Source organism: Enterobacter sp. 237C8, assembly GCF_034106865.1.
Classification (GTDB): Bacteria; Pseudomonadota; Gammaproteobacteria; order Enterobacterales; family Enterobacteriaceae; genus Enterobacter; species Enterobacter asburiae_B.
Window position 1 is genome coordinate 300,449 of record NZ_JAWNDF010000003.1, and the last position, 18,231, is coordinate 318,679.

Annotated in this window: 14 protein-coding genes; 7 read left to right on the forward strand and 7 right to left on the reverse strand. The window is 55.9% G+C overall.

Going from position 1 to position 18,231, the window contains the following annotated elements:
* The first annotated feature begins 124 nt into the window (after window positions 1–124).
* Window positions 125–1,627, forward strand: coding sequence for a helicase HerA-like C-terminal domain-containing protein (locus USF70_RS13245; protein ID WP_033146759.1), 1,503 nt, complete (start codon window positions 125–127; stop codon window positions 1,625–1,627).
* On the opposite strand, the gene USF70_RS13250 is transcribed toward USF70_RS13245, so the two are convergent.
* Window positions 1,607–2,548 (reverse strand): TIGR01212 family radical SAM protein, encoded by a 942-nt coding sequence (locus USF70_RS13250; protein ID WP_320735692.1) that lies wholly within the window; start codon window positions 2,546–2,548, stop codon window positions 1,607–1,609. The genes USF70_RS13245 and USF70_RS13250 overlap by 21 nt on opposite strands.
* 687 nt (window positions 2,549–3,235) lie before the next feature.
* Between USF70_RS13250 and gltB the strand changes: the two genes are divergently transcribed.
* Entirely contained in the window at window positions 3,236–7,696 is a 4,461-nt protein-coding gene (gene gltB, locus USF70_RS13255; protein WP_320735693.1) for a glutamate synthase large subunit, read from the forward strand.
* A 9-nt stretch (window positions 7,697–7,705) separates the two neighbouring features.
* Window positions 7,706–9,124, forward strand: a complete 1,419-nt coding sequence (gene gltD / locus USF70_RS13260) for a glutamate synthase subunit GltD (protein WP_023309377.1) — start codon at window positions 7,706–7,708, stop codon at window positions 9,122–9,124.
* 27 nt (window positions 9,125–9,151) lie between these two features.
* Here the strand turns inward: gltD and sspB are convergent, their stop codons facing one another.
* The 5 genes from sspB to zapE form a co-directional block, all read right to left on the reverse strand.
* Entirely contained in the window at window positions 9,152–9,649 is a 498-nt protein-coding gene (gene sspB, locus USF70_RS13265) for a ClpXP protease specificity-enhancing factor (RefSeq protein WP_024906337.1), read from the reverse strand.
* 5 nt (window positions 9,650–9,654) lie between these two features.
* Window positions 9,655–10,293, reverse strand: coding sequence for a stringent starvation protein SspA (gene sspA / locus USF70_RS13270; RefSeq protein WP_014885418.1), 639 nt, complete (start codon window positions 10,291–10,293; stop codon window positions 9,655–9,657).
* Between the two features lie 308 nt (window positions 10,294–10,601).
* Entirely contained in the window at window positions 10,602–10,994 is a 393-nt protein-coding gene (gene rpsI, locus USF70_RS13275) for a 30S ribosomal protein S9 (RefSeq protein ID WP_003860436.1), read from the reverse strand.
* Window positions 10,995–11,009: 15 nt separating this feature from the next.
* Window positions 11,010–11,438: a 50S ribosomal protein L13 gene (gene rplM / locus USF70_RS13280; RefSeq protein ID WP_006178824.1), complete on the reverse strand. Its 429-nt coding sequence runs from the start codon at window positions 11,436–11,438 to the stop codon at window positions 11,010–11,012.
* Between the two features lie 292 nt (window positions 11,439–11,730).
* Window positions 11,731–12,855: a cell division protein ZapE gene (gene zapE, locus USF70_RS13285; protein WP_232938753.1), complete on the reverse strand. Its 1,125-nt coding sequence runs from the start codon at window positions 12,853–12,855 to the stop codon at window positions 11,731–11,733.
* A gap of 189 nt (window positions 12,856–13,044) precedes the next feature.
* Between zapE and zapG the strand changes: the two genes are divergently transcribed.
* The 3 genes from zapG (at window position 13,045) to degS (ending at window position 16,141) form a co-directional block, all read left to right on the forward strand.
* Entirely contained in the window at window positions 13,045–13,443 is a 399-nt protein-coding gene (gene zapG / locus USF70_RS13290) for a Z-ring associated protein ZapG (RefSeq protein ID WP_008502832.1), read from the forward strand.
* 171 nt (window positions 13,444–13,614) lie between these two features.
* Window positions 13,615–14,982, forward strand: coding sequence for a serine endoprotease DegQ (gene degQ / locus USF70_RS13295; RefSeq protein ID WP_023309385.1), 1,368 nt, complete (start codon window positions 13,615–13,617; stop codon window positions 14,980–14,982).
* Window positions 14,983–15,073: 91 nt separating this feature from the next.
* Window positions 15,074–16,141, forward strand: coding sequence for an outer membrane-stress sensor serine endopeptidase DegS (gene degS, locus USF70_RS13300; RefSeq protein ID WP_023309386.1), 1,068 nt, complete (start codon window positions 15,074–15,076; stop codon window positions 16,139–16,141).
* A 57-nt stretch (window positions 16,142–16,198) separates the two neighbouring features.
* Here the strand turns inward: degS and mdh are convergent, their stop codons facing one another.
* Window positions 16,199–17,137 (reverse strand): malate dehydrogenase, encoded by a 939-nt coding sequence (mdh, locus tag USF70_RS13305; RefSeq protein WP_023309387.1) that lies wholly within the window; start codon window positions 17,135–17,137, stop codon window positions 16,199–16,201.
* A gap of 397 nt (window positions 17,138–17,534) precedes the next feature.
* Between mdh and argR the strand changes: the two genes are divergently transcribed.
* Complete coding sequence (gene argR / locus USF70_RS13310) at window positions 17,535–18,005, forward strand: transcriptional regulator ArgR (RefSeq protein WP_023309388.1); 471 nt, start codon at window positions 17,535–17,537, stop codon at window positions 18,003–18,005.
* The last annotated feature ends 226 nt before the right edge of the window (window positions 18,006–18,231 follow it).

Genomic DNA, 18,231 nt, shown 5'->3' on the forward strand with positions numbered 1-18,231 from the left:
TTTGTGAACCGTATGCAAAAGCATAGTCCGCGCTGGATAATGCGCCGCAAAGTCAGGAATTTACTCAACCAAATTGCGGCCAGATTGCCTATACTCCCCCCAGGACAAAGAGAGGAAGCGCATCATGAGTACACCATTGTTAATTGCCAGGACGCTGGAAAAAGAGCTGTATTTACTGCCCTCGATGGCGAACCGCCACGGTCTCATCACCGGAGCGACCGGGACGGGGAAAACCGTCACCCTGCAAAAGCTGGCGGAGTCGCTTTCGGAGATTGGCGTACCGGTCTTTATGGCTGACGTGAAAGGCGATTTAACCGGTGTGGCTCAGGAAGGTACGGCCTCTGAGAAACTGCTCGAACGGCTGAAGAATATTGGCATCACGGACTGGACGCCGCATAACAATCCGGTGGTAGTGTGGGATATCTTTGGTGAGAAAGGCCACCCGGTGCGCGCTACCGTCTCCGATCTCGGCCCGCTGCTGCTGGCCCGTCTGCTTAACCTCAACGACGTGCAGTCCGGCGTGCTGAATATTATCTTCCGCATTGCCGACGATCAGGGGCTGCTGCTGCTTGATTTCAAAGATCTGCGCGCCATTACCCAGTACATCGGCGATAACGCCAAATCCTTCCAGAACCAGTACGGCAATATCAGCAGCGCCTCGGTGGGTGCCATTCAGCGCGGGTTACTGACGCTGGAGCAACAGGGCGCCGAGCACTTCTTCGGCGAGCCGATGCTGGATATCAAAGACTGGATGCGCACCGACAGCAGCGGCAAAGGCATCATCAACATTCTGAGCTCCGAGAAGCTCTACCAGATGCCAAAGCTCTACGCCGCCAGCCTGCTGTGGATGCTCTCCGAACTGTACGAACAGTTACCCGAAGCGGGCGATCTGGAAAAACCGAAGCTGGTCTTCTTCTTCGACGAAGCGCACCTTCTGTTTAACGACGCGCCGCAGGTCTTGCTGGATAAGATTGAACAGGTCATTCGCCTGATCCGCTCCAAAGGCGTTGGCGTCTGGTTTGTCTCGCAAAACCCGTCGGACATTCCGGATAACGTTCTCGGCCAGCTCGGTAACCGCGTGCAGCACGCCCTGCGCGCCTTTACGCCGAAGGATCAGAAAGCGGTGAAAGCCGCCGCGCAAACCATGCGCGCCAATCCTGCCTTTGATACCGAAGCGGCGATTCAAGCGTTAGGCACCGGTGAAGCGCTGATCTCCTTCCTTGATGCGAAGGGCAGCCCGTCCGTGGTGGAACGCGCCATGGTGATCGCGCCCTGCTCGCGCATGGGGCCCGTTACCGACGATGAACGTAACGGCCTGATTAACCACTCTCCGGTTTACGGGAAATACGAAGACGAGGTGGATCGCGAGTCCGCGTTCGAGATGCTGCAAAAAGGGGTGCAGGCGACAACGGAGTCGCAGGATGCACCTGCCGCTAAAGGACAGTCCGTCGCCGTGGATGACGGTATTCTCGGGGGGCTCAAAGACATCCTGTTCGGCAGCACCGGGCCGCGCGGCGGCAAGCGCGACGGCGTGGTACAGACCATGGCGAAAAGCGCGGCGCGGCAGGTCACCAATCAGATAGTGCGCGGCATGCTGGGAAGTCTGTTAGGCGGCCGTCGCCGGTAGACGGGGAACCCACGGACGACCAAGCGCTGAGCCCTGAACACCGTTCTCCTGCAGATAGCGGTCGATTTCCACCATCCCCGTCCAGCGGTTCTCACACCATAGCGGTGCCAGAAGCGTTGGACGGCGGGCGCTGGCCGAAATACGGTGGTAGACGATTTCCGGCGGCGTGTGGCGAATCATCTCCCCTGCCGTTACCGTATAGTCCTCAAGCTCAATTCCGCTTAACCGCCCGGCTTCCCAGGCTTTCGCCATAATGCTGCCCGTAACGATATGCAGCGGGTGCAGCTTAATGCCGTCCACGCCGGTCTCAACCACCTTTTCCAGCGTCGCCAGGCCGTGCTGCTGCCCTTCACCCGGCAAGCCGACAATCAGATGCGAGCAGACCTTCAGCCCGCGCTCGCGGGCCAGGCGCGTGGTGCGCTGGTAGCAGGCGAAATCATGGCCACGGTTAATACGGTGCAGGGTTTTGTCATGCGCGGTCTGCAAGCCCAGCTCCAGCCAGATCTCGTAGCCTTGTTCTTTGTACTCGCTGAGCAGGTCCAGCACCGCGTCCGGTACGCAGTCCGGGCGCGTGCCCACGCACAGCCCAACGATGTTAGCCTGGCTGACGGCCTGCTGATACATAGAGCGCAGCACCTGCACCTCCGCCCACGTGCTGGTGTAGGCCTGAAAATAGGCCAGATACTGCTTCGCGCGGTTCACCAGGCTCGCCTGATGGGCAAGCTGTTCAGCGATAGATTTATGCTGCTGGGCTTCGTCAGCAAAGGACGCAACGTTACAGAAGGTGCAGCCGCCGCGCCCGATGGTGCCATCGCGATTCGGGCAGCTAAACCCGCCGTGCAGCGTCAGCTTATGAACCTTTTGCCCGTACCGCTGCAAAAGATCCCCACCAAACATATTGACTAATTTCTGTAACTGCATAATCTGATAGACCGTCCCGGAGAAAGGGGACAAGCCTGCCACTTTTAGCCTCTGTCGGCGATGACCTGGATCAATCGTCCCGGACGGCCTTTATCTATATGAATAAATACTCAGGATTACTGCAATTTCATTCACGCCATTCGTGATTACTTTTCCTTATGTTCTGATTGTTTTTTTCATTTATAGCGCCACCACTGAAAAACAGTGGGTTTATGCGGGTTTGCAGCCGATACCAGATTATTATTCTGCTATAAAACTGCTATTCAGCACGCTACATTGATAATACCGCTTTCATATAGTGAGTCAGATCACACTCCGCTGCGTCCTGCCAGGGCATACATTCAATGTAAAAATAGTTAAATAATATTTACTTTCAAAGACATAAACGCTCTTTAGCACATTTTTGTATAAATAAGATTGCCATTTGACCTGTGTACCAATTCCCGATAAGTTGGAAATCCGCTGGAAGCTTTCTGGATGAGCGGCCTGCTCATCATATTTATGCAGTAATTGAGATTCCCTCTGAAGCAAGTCCTCAAACTTGTTTACCTGCGCGAAAGGATGAAAAAGAGGGCGAATGCGAGGTCCGCGTATGAAACGCAAACCCCGTCGCCATGCTCTTTCTGTGCCTGTGCGCCACGGTAAAGTTCAATGGGAAGCCCGACGAGCCTGGGGAGGTTCACTGATATGTTGTACGATAAATCCCTTGAGAAGGATAACTGTGGTTTCGGCCTGATCGCCCACATAGAAGGCGAACCTAGCCACAAGGTAGTGCGTACTGCTATTCACGCACTGGCCCGAATGCAGCACCGTGGCGCTATTCTTGCCGATGGTAAAACCGGCGACGGTTGCGGCCTGCTGCTGCAAAAACCGGATCGTTTCTTCCGCATCGTGGCGGAAGAGTGCGGCTGGCGTTTAGCCAAAAACTACGCTGTCGGCATGCTGTTCCTGAATCAGGATCCTGAAAAGGCTGCCGCCTCACGCCGCATCGTCGAAGAAGAACTTCAGCGTGAAACCCTGTCGATTGTCGGCTGGCGCAATGTGCCAACCAACGAAGGGGTGCTCGGTGAAATCGCCCTCTCCTCGCTGCCTCGTATTGAACAAATTTTCGTCAACGCGCCTGCGGGCTGGCGTCCGCGTGATATGGAACGCCGTCTGTTTATCGCCCGCCGCCGCATTGAAAAACGTCTCCAGGACGATAAAGAGTTCTACGTTTGTAGCCTCTCTAACCTGGTGAACATCTATAAGGGTCTGTGTATGCCGGCTGACCTGCCGCGCTTCTACCTGGACCTGGCGGACCTGCGTCTGGAATCGGCCATTTGCCTGTTCCACCAGCGCTTCTCCACCAACACCGTTCCACGCTGGCCGCTGGCTCAGCCGTTCCGCTACCTGGCGCACAACGGCGAGATCAACACTATCACCGGTAACCGCCAGTGGGCCCGCGCCCGTACCTATAAGTTCCAGACGCCGCTGATCCCCGATCTGCACGATGCCGCGCCGTTCGTGAACGAAACCGGCTCTGACTCCAGCTCCATGGATAACATGCTGGAACTGTTGCTGGCGGGCGGGATGGACATCGTGCGCGCCATGCGTCTGCTCGTGCCACCGGCCTGGCAGAACAACCCGGATATGGACCCTGAGCTGCGCGCGTTCTTCGACTTTAACTCCATGCACATGGAGCCGTGGGACGGCCCGGCGGGCATCGTCATGTCCGACGGCCGCTTCGCCGCCTGTAACCTGGACCGTAACGGTCTGCGTCCGGCGCGCTACGTTATCACCAAAGACAAGCTCATCACCTGCGCCTCTGAAGTCGGTATCTGGGATTACCAGCCTGACGAAGTGGTCGAGAAAGGCCGCGTCGGCCCGGGCGAGCTGATGGTGATCGACACCCGCGGCGGGCGCATTCTGCACTCTGCCGAAACCGATCACGACCTGAAAAGCCGCCATCCGTACAAAGAGTGGATGGAGAAAAACGTCCGTCGCCTCGTGCCGTTCGAAGATTTATCGGATGAAGAAGTGGGTCGCCGCGAACTGGACGACGATACGCTTGCAAGCTTCCAGAAACAGTTTAACTACAGCGCGGAAGAGCTGGACTCTGTTATTCGTGTACTGGGTGAAAACGGCCAGGAAGCGGTCGGCTCTATGGGGGACGATACCCCGTTTGCCGTGCTCTCCAGCCAGCCGCGCATCATTTACGATTACTTCCGTCAGCAGTTCGCGCAGGTGACCAACCCGCCGATCGACCCGCTGCGCGAAGCGCATGTGATGTCGCTGGCCACCAGCATCGGTCGCGAGATGAATGTCTTCTGCGAGGCCGAAGGCCAGGCGCACCGTCTGACCTTTAAATCACCGATCCTGCTGTACTCCGATTTCAAACAGCTCACCACCATGAAAGAGGAGCACTACCGCGCCGACACGCTCGATATTACCTTCGACGTGACCGAAGCGAGCCTCGAAGAGACGGTGAATGCGCTGTGTGACAAAGCCGAACAGATGGTGCGTAACGGTACCGTTCTGCTGGTGCTGTCCGACCGCAATATTGCGAAAAACCGTCTGCCGGTGCCTGCCCCGATGGCGGTTGGCGCTATCCAGACGCGTCTGGTCGACAAGAGCCTGCGCTGCGACGCCAACATCATTGTTGAAACCGCCAGCGCCCGCGACCCGCACCACTTTGCCGTGCTGTTAGGCTTCGGCGCGACGGCGATCTACCCGTATCTGGCCTACGAAACGCTGGCACGCCTGGTGGATACCCGCGCGATCGACAAAGATTACCGCGCGGTGATGCTGAACTACCGTAACGGCATCAACAAAGGCCTGTACAAGATCATGTCCAAAATGGGCATCTCGACCATTGCCTCCTACCGCTGTTCGAAGCTGTTTGAAGCGGTCGGCCTGCATGACGAGGTCGCCAACCTCTGCTTCCAGGGCGTGGTCAGCCGCATCGGCGGTGCCGGTTTTGCTGACTTCCAGCAGGATCTGGTGAACCTGTCCAAACGCGCCTGGCTGGCACGTAAGCCGCTGGATCAGGGCGGTCTGCTGAAATACGTTCATGGCGGCGAGTATCATGCCTATAACCCGGACGTGGTGCGCACGCTGCAGCAGGCGGTTCAGAGCGGTGAATACAGCGATTACCAGCAGTACGCTGAGCTGGTAAACAACCGTCCGGCGGCAACGCTGCGCGACCTCATTGCCCTCAATCCGGGCGATGAAGCGGTCAGCATTGACGACGTTGAGCCTGCATCGGAACTGTTCAAACGCTTCGATACCGCAGCGATGTCCATCGGCGCGCTGAGCCCGGAAGCCCACGAAGCGCTGGCGGAAGCCATGAACAGCATCGGCGGTAACTCCAACTCCGGCGAAGGCGGTGAAGATCCGGCGCGTTACGGCACCAACAAAGTGTCCCGTATCAAGCAGGTGGCATCCGGTCGCTTTGGCGTGACGCCTGCGTACCTGGTCAACGCCGACGTGATCCAGATTAAAGTCGCTCAGGGTGCTAAACCGGGCGAAGGCGGCCAGCTGCCGGGTGATAAAGTTACTCCGTACATCGCCAAACTGCGCTATTCCGTGCCGGGCGTGACGCTGATCTCCCCGCCGCCGCACCACGATATCTACTCTATCGAGGACCTGGCGCAGCTGATTTTCGACCTGAAGCAGGTCAACCCGAAGGCGATGATCTCCGTGAAGCTGGTTTCCGAACCGGGCGTCGGCACCATCGCTACCGGCGTGGCGAAAGCCTATGCGGATCTCATCACCATCGCCGGCTACGACGGCGGCACCGGCGCAAGCCCGCTCTCCTCCGTGAAATATGCGGGCTGCCCGTGGGAGCTTGGCCTGGTGGAAACCCAGCAGGCGCTGGTGGCTAACGGTCTGCGTCACAAGATCCGTCTGCAGGTGGACGGTGGCCTGAAAACCGGCCTCGACATCATCAAAGCGGCGATCCTCGGCGCGGAAAGCTTCGGCTTCGGTACCGGCCCAATGGTTGCGCTCGGCTGTAAATACCTGCGTATTTGCCACCTGAACAACTGCGCAACCGGCGTGGCTACCCAGGACGAGAAGCTGCGTAAGAACCACTATCACGGTCTGCCGTTCAAAGTGACCAACTACTTTGAGTTCATCGCCCGCGAAACCCGCGAACTGATGGCGCAGCTGGGCGTGAAGCGCCTGGTGGACCTGATTGGCCGCACTGACCTGCTGAAAGAGCTGGAAGGATTCACGGCGAAGCAGCAGAAGCTTGAGCTGTCTAAGCTGCTGGAAACCGCGCAGCCTCACCCTGGCAAAGCGGTCTACTGCACCGAGAACAACCCGCCGTTCGATAACGGCGTGCTGAACGCGCAGCTGCTGCAGCAGGCGAAACCGTACGTGGACGACAAGCAGAGCAAAACGTTCTGGTTTGATATCCGCAACACCGACCGCTCCGTGGGCGCCTCCCTTTCCGGCTACATCGCGCAAACGCACGGTGACCAGGGGCTTGCAGCGGATCCGATTACCGCACACTTCAGCGGTACCGCGGGTCAGAGCTTCGGCGTATGGAACGCAGGCGGCGTTGAGCTGTACCTGACCGGCGATGCCAACGACTACGTCGGTAAAGGCATGGCGGGCGGTCTGCTGGCGGTGCGTCCTCCGGTTGGCTCAGCCTTCCGTAGCCATGAAGCCAGCATCATCGGTAACACCTGCCTGTACGGCGCGACCGGCGGTCGTCTGTTTGCAGCAGGCCGTGCGGGCGAGCGTTTTGCGGTGCGTAACTCCGGTGCTATCACCGTGGTGGAAGGTATTGGCGATAACGGTTGTGAATACATGACGGGCGGGATTGTTTGCGTTCTGGGTAAAACCGGCGTGAACTTCGGCGCGGGCATGACGGGCGGTTTTGCGTATGTCCTGGATGAAGACGGTGAGTTCCGCAAACGCGTGAACCCGGAGCTGGTGGAAGTGCTGGACGTTGATACGCTGGCTATCCATGAAGAACACCTGCGCGGTTTGATTACCGAACACGTGCAGCATACCGGTTCTTCGCGCGGCGAAGAGATCCTGGCGAACTGGCCGGCGTTCTCTGCGAAATTCGCGCTGGTTAAGCCGAAGTCCAGCGATGTTAAAGCCCTGTTGGGTCACCGTAGTCGTAGCGCAGCAGAGCTGCGCGTGCAGGCGCAGTAAGGAATTCAGATGAGCCAGAACGTATACCAGTTTATCGACCTGCAGCGTGTTGATCCGCCAAAGAAACCGCTGAAGATCCGCAAAATTGAATTTGTTGAAATCTACGAGCCGTTTTCAGAAGGCCAGGCCAAAGCACAGGCAGACCGCTGCCTGTCCTGCGGTAATCCTTACTGCGAATGGAAATGCCCGGTACATAACTACATCCCGAACTGGCTGAAGCTGGCCAACGAAGGGCGTATATTTGAAGCCGCCGAGCTGTCTCACCAGACCAACACCCTGCCGGAAGTGTGCGGCCGCGTGTGCCCTCAGGACCGTCTGTGCGAAGGTTCCTGTACGCTGAACGACGAGTTCGGCGCGGTGACCATCGGCAACATCGAGCGCTATATCAACGATAAAGCGTTCGAGATGGGCTGGCGTCCGGATATGACCGGCGTGAAGCAAACCGACAAGCGCGTGGCAATCATCGGCGCGGGCCCGGCGGGCCTGGCCTGTGCGGACGTGCTGACCCGCAACGGCGTGAAGGCGGTGGTCTTTGACCGCCATCCGGAAATCGGCGGTCTGCTGACCTTCGGTATCCCTGCCTTCAAGCTGGAAAAAGAGGTCATGACCCGTCGCCGTGAAATCTTCACCGGCATGGGCATTGAGTTCAAACTGAACGTGGAAGTGGGCCGCGACGTGCAGCTCGACGACCTGCTGAAGGATTACGACGCCGTGTTCCTTGGCGTGGGCACCTATCAGTCCATGCGCGGCGGTCTGGAGAACGAAGACGCGCCGGGCGTGTACGACGCGCTGCCGTTCCTGATTGCCAACACCAAGCAGATCATGGGCTACGGTGAAACCGCCGATGAGCCGTTCGTCAGCATGGAAGGCAAACGCGTGGTTGTGCTGGGCGGCGGTGATACCGCGATGGACTGCGTGCGTACCTCCATTCGTCAGAATGCGGCACACGTGATCTGCGCCTACCGTCGTGACGAAGAGAACATGCCGGGCTCTAAACGCGAAGTGAAAAACGCGCGTGAAGAGGGCGTGGAGTTCCAGTTCAACATCCAGCCTCTGGGTATTGAAGTGAATGCCAACGGTAAAGTGAGCGGTGTGAAGATGGCGCGCACTGAGATGGGCGCACCGGATGCGAAAGGCCGTCGTCGCGCCGAGATCGTCGCCGGTTCTGAGCACGTGATCCCGGCCGATGCCGTGGTGATGGCGTTCGGCTTCCGTCCTCACAGCATGGAATGGCTGGCGAAGCACAGTGTTGAGCTGGATTCGCAGGGCCGCGTGATTGCGCCAGAAGGCAGCGACAACGCATTCCAGACCAGCAACCCGAAAATCTTCGCCGGTGGCGATATCGTTCGCGGTTCTGACCTGGTGGTAACGGCGATTGCCGAAGGCCGTAAAGCGGCTGACGGGATCCTGAACTACCTGGAAGTGTAAAAAAAACAGGCCCGATTGGGCCTGTTTTTATTTCACGACGCGAAGAGCCGGACGACCACCGCGCGGAGGCGGATCGTCATCAGGATCATTGTCGTCATGATGATCGGGTTTATCGCCATCGATAAGTGACATCACCGTGTCGCTTTCGCGCTCGTCGGATGCGTTGTCATCATTCAGGCTGGCAACATCTTCATCATACGCCGCTTCCGGCTCGAACATGGTACCCGCACCGTTTTCACGCGCGTAGATAGCCAGCACGGCTGCCAGCGGCACAGAAACCTGACGCGGCACGCCGCCGAAACGCGCGTTGAAGCGCACTTCATCGTTTGCCAACTCCAGGTTACCCACCGCACGCGGCGCAATGTTCAGTACGATTTGTCCGTCACGCGCGTATTCCATTGGAACCAGCACGCCCGGCAACGTCACATCCACAACCAGGTGCGGCGTGAGCTGGTTATCCAGCAGCCATTCATAGAAGGCGCGCAGCAGATACGGACGGCGTGGGGTAAGTTGTGACATTTCCACAGTCATTAGCCTCGGCCGAGACGCATTTCACGTTCCGGTTCAGTTAAAGATGCCAGGAAAGAGTCGCGTTCAAATACGCGAGTCATATAGCCCTTCAGCTCTTTCGCGCCAGGACCGCTGAACTCTACGCCCAGGGTTGGCAGACGCCACAGCAGCGGTGCCAGGTAGCAATCCACCAGGCTGAACTCATCGCTCAGGAAGAACGGTTTCTGACCAAACACCGGCGCGATTGCCAGCAGCTCTTCACGCAGCTGCTTACGCGCAGCGTCAGCTTCAGAAGCGGAACCGCTGGTAATCACGTTCATCAGCGAGTACCAGTCTTTTTCGATACGCTGCATGTACAGGCGGCTTTCACCACGCGCGACAGGGTAAACAGGCATCAGCGGCGGATGCGGGAAACGCTCATCCAGATATTCCATAATGATACGGGATTCCCACAGGGTCAGCTCGCGATCCACCAGCGTCGGTACGCTTTGGCTCGGGTTGAGATCGATCAGATCCTGAGGCGGGTTATCCTTTTCCACATGCTCGATCTCAAAACTGACACCCTTCTCGGCCAGCACGATACGAACCTGATGGCTATAAATGTCAGTAGGACCAGAAAACAGCGTCATTACCGAACGTTTGTTGGCAGCGACAGCCATGAAAACCTCCAGGTATATTCAGAATTTTTACTGCTACCAGCCCAACAGGGGCCAGCCAGATGTTGTATCGCCCATCCCAGAGAAAACACATTGTTCAAGAAACGAACAAAAATCGAGTATTCACCGATATTTGGGCAGAAAATTGGATGATAGTTTACCAGATTTTGATGGCTTTGTGGTGAGGGGATTCTGGAAATGTGGAAAAAGAGAAGATATATGCATGGAGATTGTGGATAACCTGCGCATTATCCATAAAAAAACCCGCCGAAGCGGGTTTTTCGCCAATCGTTCTGCGTAAGCAGAATGGATTAACGTTTGGAGAACTGTGGACGACGACGTGCTTTACGCAGACCCACTTTCTTACGTTCAACCTGACGCGCGTCACGAGTAACGAAGCCAGCTTTACGCAGTTCAGAACGCAGGGATTCGTCGTACTCCATCAGAGCGCGGGTGATACCGTGACGGATCGCACCTGCCTGACCGGAGATACCACCACCTTTAACGGTGATGTACAGATCCAGTTTTTCTACCATATCAACCAGTTCCAGCGGCTGGCGAACTACCATGCGGGCAGTTTCGCGACCGAAGTATTGTTCCAGAGAACGCTGGTTGATTACGATTTTACCACTGCCCGGTTTGATGAAAACGCGAGCTGCGGAACTTTTGCGGCGACCAGTGCCGTAGTATTGATTTTCAGCCATTGCCTATAATCCCGATTAGATGTCAAGAACTTGCGGTTGCTGTGCCGCGTGGTTGTGCTCGTTGCCTGCGTAAACTTTCAGTTTACGGAACATAGCACGACCCAGCGGGCCTTTTGGCAGCATGCCTTTAACCGCGATTTCAATCACACGCTCAGGACGGCGGGCAATCATCTCTTCAAAGGTCGCTTCTTTGATACCACCGATGTGGCCGGTGTGGTGATAGTACACTTTGTCAGTACGCTTGTTGCCGGTTACAGCAACTTTATCAGCGTTCAGAACGATGATGTAATCACCGGTATCAACGTGCGGAGTGTATTCCGCTTTATGCTTACCGCGCAGGCGACGAGCCAGTTCAGTAGCCAGACGGCCCAGAGTTTTACCGGTCGCGTCAACAACATACCAGTCGCGCTGTACGGTTTCTGGTTTAGCTGTAAAAGTTTTCATTAAAAGCTTACCCAAATAAATAAGTTACACGTTGGTGAACACCCAAACGTTTAGTCAGTTGAGGCTCACACGACAAAGTCCGGCAAACCTACCCCTTCGAATAGCACATGCCGACACATAGAAAGTTTTGGGAAAAAAACCTTCTCGTAACGTGGGGTCGCAAGATTATAGAGAAGTTGAGGTCAAAGATCGACCCTTAAATGCGTTTTGGAATGGGTTTTTCGGGGGTGGGTATTGTGCGGTCTGGTGCCCTCACCCCCAGCCCCTCTCCCACGGGAGAGGGGGGCATTTGTTACGGCATATGCTCCAGCTTCAGGTATTCCTCGCTCTGCATCTCCTGCAGGCGCGACAGGCAGCGCTGGAACTCGAACTTCAGCCGCTCGCCCTGGTAAATCTCATATAAAGGTACCTCGGCGCTGACCACCAGCTTGACGTGGCGCTCATAAAACTCGTCCACCAGCGCAATGAAGCGCCGTGCTTCGCTCTCCATCAGCCGCGTCATCACCGGCACGCCCAGCACCATCACGGTGTGGAACAGACGCGAAAGCGCAATGTAGTCGTGCTGGCTGCGGGCATCCACGCAGAGCGTCGTAAAGGAGACCGCCAGCGTTTGGTTTTCGACGCCGAGTGTGGGCAGCGGGCGATGGTTAATCTCGAGTTCTGGGGCGTGCTCGCGTTTTGCTCCCGCCAGCGCCAGCCAGAGTGTATCCATCTCGCGGGTGGTATCGGCATTTAACGGCGAAAGCCACAGATGCGCCTGGGTCAGCGTGCGCAGACGATAATCGACACCGGCATCGACGTTCATGATATCGCAGTGCTGCTTGATGGCATCGATGGCGGGCAGGAAGCGTGCGCGCTGCAGGCCGTTACGATAGAGTTCATCCGGCGGGATATTCGACGTAGCCACCAGCGTGATCCCGCGGGCAAATAGCGCCTTCATCAGGCCGCCTAGCAGCATGGCATCGGTGATGTCAGACACAAAAAATTCATCGAAGCAGAGCACGTCCGTTTCCGCCTTGAACCTGTCGGCCACAATCTCCAGCGGATCGCTTTTGCCCTGCAGTACGGTCAGCTCTTCATGCACCCGCAGCATAAAACGATGGAAGTGCAGACGCTGTTTACGTGCGCCAGGCAGGCTCAGATAGAACATGTCCATCAGCCAGGTTTTTCCGCGACCGACCCCGCCCCACATATATAGACCGCGCACCGGCGCGTGAGCCTGTGGCGCTTTTTTACCGAGCAACCGCCCAAACGCCGCCTTTAGCCCACCGTTCTGTTCGACTTCAGCGGGTTTTGCCGTGAGATCCTGGTAAATCATCTCCAGACGGTTTACCGCCTCACGTTGAACGTCATCAGGCTGATGAGTGCCCTCGTTAAGGGCCAGTTGATATCGCGATGCAGGGGACAGGTTTTGCATAATCTTATTGTTATTCCTTCAATTAACGCTCACCAGCAGACGTGACTGATGAAAAAAAGGCCGTTCTACACTACGCGATGATACGTCAGGATTCCACTTCTGCAGAAATAGCGGTTATAGTGGCATTATCAGGCACAGGCAGGAGCCGAGCCAACACCCTACGGAACAACAAGACAACGGGAGAAGTTCATGACCTGGGAATATGCGCTAATCGGTTTAGTCGTCGGCATCGTCATCGGTGCTGTGGCCATGCGTTTCGGTAATCGCAAATTGCGTCAGCAGCAGTCACTGCAGTACGAACTGGAAAAGAACAAAGCCGAGCTGGAAGAGTATCGTGAAGAGCTGGTCAGCCACTTTGCCCGTAGCGCCGAGCTGCTGGACAACATGGCAACCGACTATCGTCAGCTTTATCAACATATGGCAAAAAGCTCCAGCAGCCTGCTGCCGGAAATGACCGCGGAAACCAACCCGTTCCGCAACCGTCTGGCTGACTCTGAAGCCGGTAACGATCAGGCGCCCGTTCAGATGCCTCGCGACTATTCCGATGGCGCGTCCGGCCTGCTGCGCGGCGGTGTAAAACGCGATTAATCGCACAACCTGAATATATTTTACGGGCGCAGCGATTGCGCCCGTCCTTTCCTGATGACCCCAGCTATCATTTAGTTAAACACCTCATTGTTCAGCGGTTTAAAATTCAATAACATCAACGTGTTTTTAGGGCCGTTTTTCCTTTATTCCAGGTTACGAGAGTCAACATCGATGAAGAAAAAAAACCAGCTGTTGAGCGCTATCGCGTTAAGTGTCGGGTTATCTCTCTCGGCGTCCGTCCCTGTATTTGCCGCCATTCCCTCCCAGGTGCCTGGCCAGGCGGCCATTCCAAGCCTCGCGCCTATGCTGGAAAAAGTGTTGCCGGCGGTCGTCAGCGTTCAGGTTGAGGGCACCGCAGTACAAAGCCAACGCGTCCCTGAAGAACTGAAAAAATATTTTGGCGATGAGTCTCCCGACCAGCAGGCTCAGCCTTTTGAAGGCCTGGGTTCTGGCGTCATTATTGATGCGGCAAAAGGCTATATCCTGACCAACAACCACGTCATCAGCCAGGCCGATAAGATCAGCGTCCAGCTGAACGATGGCCGTGAATTTGATGCCAAACTGATCGGCGGCGATGACCAGAGCGACATCGCGCTGCTGCAGGTGCAAAATCCGAGCAACCTGACCCAGATTGCCATCGCGGATTCCGACAAACTGCGCGTCGGCGATTTTGCCGTCGCCGTAGGCAACCCCTTTGGCTTAGGGCAGACCGCCACCTCCGGGATCGTCTCGGCGCTCGGGCGCAGCGGCCTCAATCTGGAAGGGCTGGAAAACTTTATCCAGACCGATGCCTCAATCAACCGGGGTAACTCCGGCGGAGCGTTGCTCAACCTTAACGGCGAGCTGATTGGGATTAACACGGCGATTCTGGCCCCGGGCGGCGGCAGCATCGGGATCGGTTTTGCTATCCCCAGCAATATGGCCAAAACCCTGGCGCAGCAATTGATCCAGTTCGGTGAAATCAAACGCGGGCTGCTGGGTATTAAAGGTATGGAGATGAGCGCGGATATCGCAAAAGCGTTCAATATCAACGTACAGCGCGGGGCGTTTGTCAGTGAAGTGCTGCCAAACTCCGGCTCGGCAAAAGCGGGCGTGAAATCGGGGGATGTGATCGTCAGCCTGAACGACAAACCGCTGAACAGCTTTGCAGAACTGCGCTCACGGATTGCCACGACGGAACCTGGCGCCAAAGTGAAGCTGGGCCTGATACGTGACGGTAAGCCGCTTGACGTTGAAGTGACGCTGGATAAGAGCACTTCATCCTCGGCCAGTGCGGAGCTTATCGCCCCGGCGCTACAGGGGGCTACGTTGAGCGACGGGCAGCTGAAGGACGGTACGAAAGGCATTAGCATCGACACCGTCGAGAAGAGCAGCCCTGCCGCACAGGCAGGATTGCATCAGGATGACGTGATTATCGGTGTAAACCGCAACCGCGTGCAGTCTATTGCCGAACTGCGCAAGGTGCTGGAAAGCAAACCAGCGGTTATTGCCCTGCAGGTCATGCGTGGCAATGAGTCTATCTATATTCTGTTGCGCTAAGCATTTGCGACCCGGACATCACCGCTGCGTGTGATGTCCGGATAACTCATGTTATGCTGCAAATCGTTCCTTTTTTAACGACACGCGCATCATGCTTTTAAAGCTCTTACGTTCTACTGTCATCGGTTTGATTGTCGCTGGCCTGCTGCTGCTGGCGCTGCCGTCTTTACGTCAGTTCAATAAACTGTCGGCTCCCCAGTTCGATAGCACGGATGAAACGCCGGCCACCTATAACCAGGCCGTCCGCCGTGCCGCACCTGCCGTGGTTAACGTCTATAACCGTGGTCTGAATACCTCAGCCCATAACCAGCTGGAGATCCGTACCCTCGGCTCCGGCGTAATCATGGACGAGCGCGGCTACATTATTACCAACAAGCACGTGATTAACGATGCCGACCAGATCATCGTCGCCCTGCAGGATGGCCGCGTGTTTGAGGCGTTACTCGTTGGGTCTGACAGCCTGACCGACCTGGCTGTTCTGAAAATTAACGCCACGGGCGGTTTGCCGGTCATCCCGATCAACCGTAAACGTACCCCGCATATTGGTGACGTCGTACTGGCTATCGGTAACCCTTACAACCTGGGCCAGACCATCACCCAGGGGATTATCAGCGCGACCGGTCGTATCGGTTTGAACCCCTCCGGGCGGCAGAACTTCCTGCAAACCGATGCCTCCATCAACCACGGTAACTCCGGCGGGGCGCTGGTCAACTCGCTGGGCGAGCTGATGGGCATCAACACCCTCTCGTTCGATAAGAGTAACGACGGTGAGACGCCGGAAGGGATCGGCTTCGCCATTCCGTTCCAGCTGGCGACCAAAATCATGGATAAACTGATCCGCGACGGACGCGTGATCCGCGGCTATATCGGTATCGGCGGGCGCGAAATTGCACCGATGCATACCCAGGGCGGCGGTATCGATCAGATTCAGGGTATTGTGGTTAACGAGGTGGCACCGGGTGGTCCGGCGGCTAACGCAGGGATTCAGGTAAACGATGTCATTGTGTCGGTCAACGGCACGCCAGCGGTCTCTGCGCTGGAGACGATGGATCAGGTGGCAGAAATTCGCCCGGGTTCTATCATCCCTGTTGAGGTCATGCGCAACGATAAGAAACTGACGCTGCACGTGACGATTCAGGAATACCCGGCCACTAACTGACAGGCATAAAAAAACGGAGCGATAAGCTCCGTTTTTTTTACCGGGAGACGGTTCGTATTACTTGTTAACGAACTCTTCGCCCAGGGTGATATCTTTCTTCAGCGTATCCAGCATGCCTTCCATCGCGTGTTGTTCAAACGCGCTCAGCGTACCAATGGATTTACGCTCTTCGATACCGTTTTTACCCAGCAGCAGCGGCTGAGAGAAGAAGCGAGCGTGTTCGCCATCGCCTTCAACGTAAGCGCATTCAACAACGCCTTTCTCGCCCTGCAGAGCGCGAACCAGTGACAGACCAAAACGCGCAGCCGCCTGGCCCATAGACAGGGTTGCAGAACCGCCACCCGCCTTCGCTTCCACCACTTCGGTGCCCGCGTTCTGGATGCGTTTAGTCAGGTCAGCCACTTCCTGCTCGGTGAAGCTCACGCCTGGGATCTGCGACAGCAGAGGCAGGATAGTGACGCCAGAGTGACCGCCGATTACCGGTACTTCCACTTCTGTTGGCTGCTTGCCTTTCAGCTCAGCAACAAAGGTGTTGGAACGGATAATATCCAGCGTGGTTACGCCGAACAGTTTGTTTTTGTCGTAAACACCCGCTTTCTTCAGCACTTCTGCCGCGATAGCCACGGTGGTGTTCACCGGGTTAGTGATGATCCCGATGCATGCTTTCGGGCAGATTTCTGCAATCTGCTGCACCAGGTTTTTCACGATGCCCGCGTTGACGTTGAACAGGTCTGAACGATCCATGCCTGGCTTACGCGCCACGCCTGCAGAAATCAGCACCACGTCGGCACCCTGCAGCGCAGGACGTGCATCTTCACCGGAGAAGCCTTTGATTTTTACAGCAGTCGGGATGTGGCTCAGGTCAACCGCCACACCTGGGGTTACCGGAGCAATATCGTACAGGGAGAGTTCTGAGCCTGAAGGCAGTTGGGTTTTCAGTAGTAGGGCAAGCGCCTGGCCGATACCACCAGCAGCGCCGAGGACTGCGACTTTCATCCTAAACTCCTTATTATGGTTAACTTAAGTATCTGTAAATCCGTTGCGGCGACCATAATTCAGCAAGTAAATAATTACAATTTTCGTAGCTAAAGAATTTGAGGTCACGCGACTTTATCTCTCACCAGAAGACTATCTGACGACAGAGGGCAACGCATTAAGAGGTGGTTACAATACACCCTGCCCCGCCACCAAAACAACATCATTTTGATAACATTTAATTTACTTTTAAGCTTATTTGCGCGGCGTGACCCAGGCATGTTTTCTGATAACGAAATCTGATAAAATCACTCCCTTTCATAACATTATTTCAGCCTGGCGCTGAGTAGATAATTTGCATAAAAATTCATCCACATGCATAATAATGTTGTTTCTATCGTCATATTCCGGGTGACTTATGCGAAGCTCGTCTAAGCAAGAAGAATTAGTAAAGGCGTTTAAGGCGCTACTCAAAGAAGAGAAATTCAGTTCTCAGGGAGAAATTGTTCAGGCGCTGCAGGAACAAGGCTTCGATAACATCAACCAGTCGAAAGTCTCCCGCATGTTAACGAAATTTGGCGCGGTGCGTACGCGTAACGCCAAGATGGAGATGGTCTATTGCCTGCCGGCAGAACTTGGCGTGCCGACCACCTCCAGCCCGCTCAAAAACCTGGTTCTGGATATCGATCATAACGACGCCGTCGTGGTGATCCACACAAGCCCGGGTGCCGCGCAGCTGATTGCCCGCATGCTGGACTCGCTGGGTAAAACGGAAGGTATCCTCGGGACTATCGCCGGTGATGACACCATCTTTACCACACCGGCTAGCGGTTTCTCCGTGAAAGATCTCCACGAAGCCATTCTGGTACTGTTCGAACAGGAACTCTAATCCCCTCTCCCCGTAGCGCCGCTGCGGGGATCGTTCTGCTTCCGCTGCGTTCTCCCCTCTTTTCTACTGCCCTTCACTTTGACAAATAGTGCTTTTTACCACCTATTAACATTCATCTGGTGAATGCTAAATCAAAAAATCGCACAAAAAATCAAAAGCTGATATCCATATGATTTTATTAGATATAAACAACCAAAATGAACAAAAAACGCCCAATATTATGCGA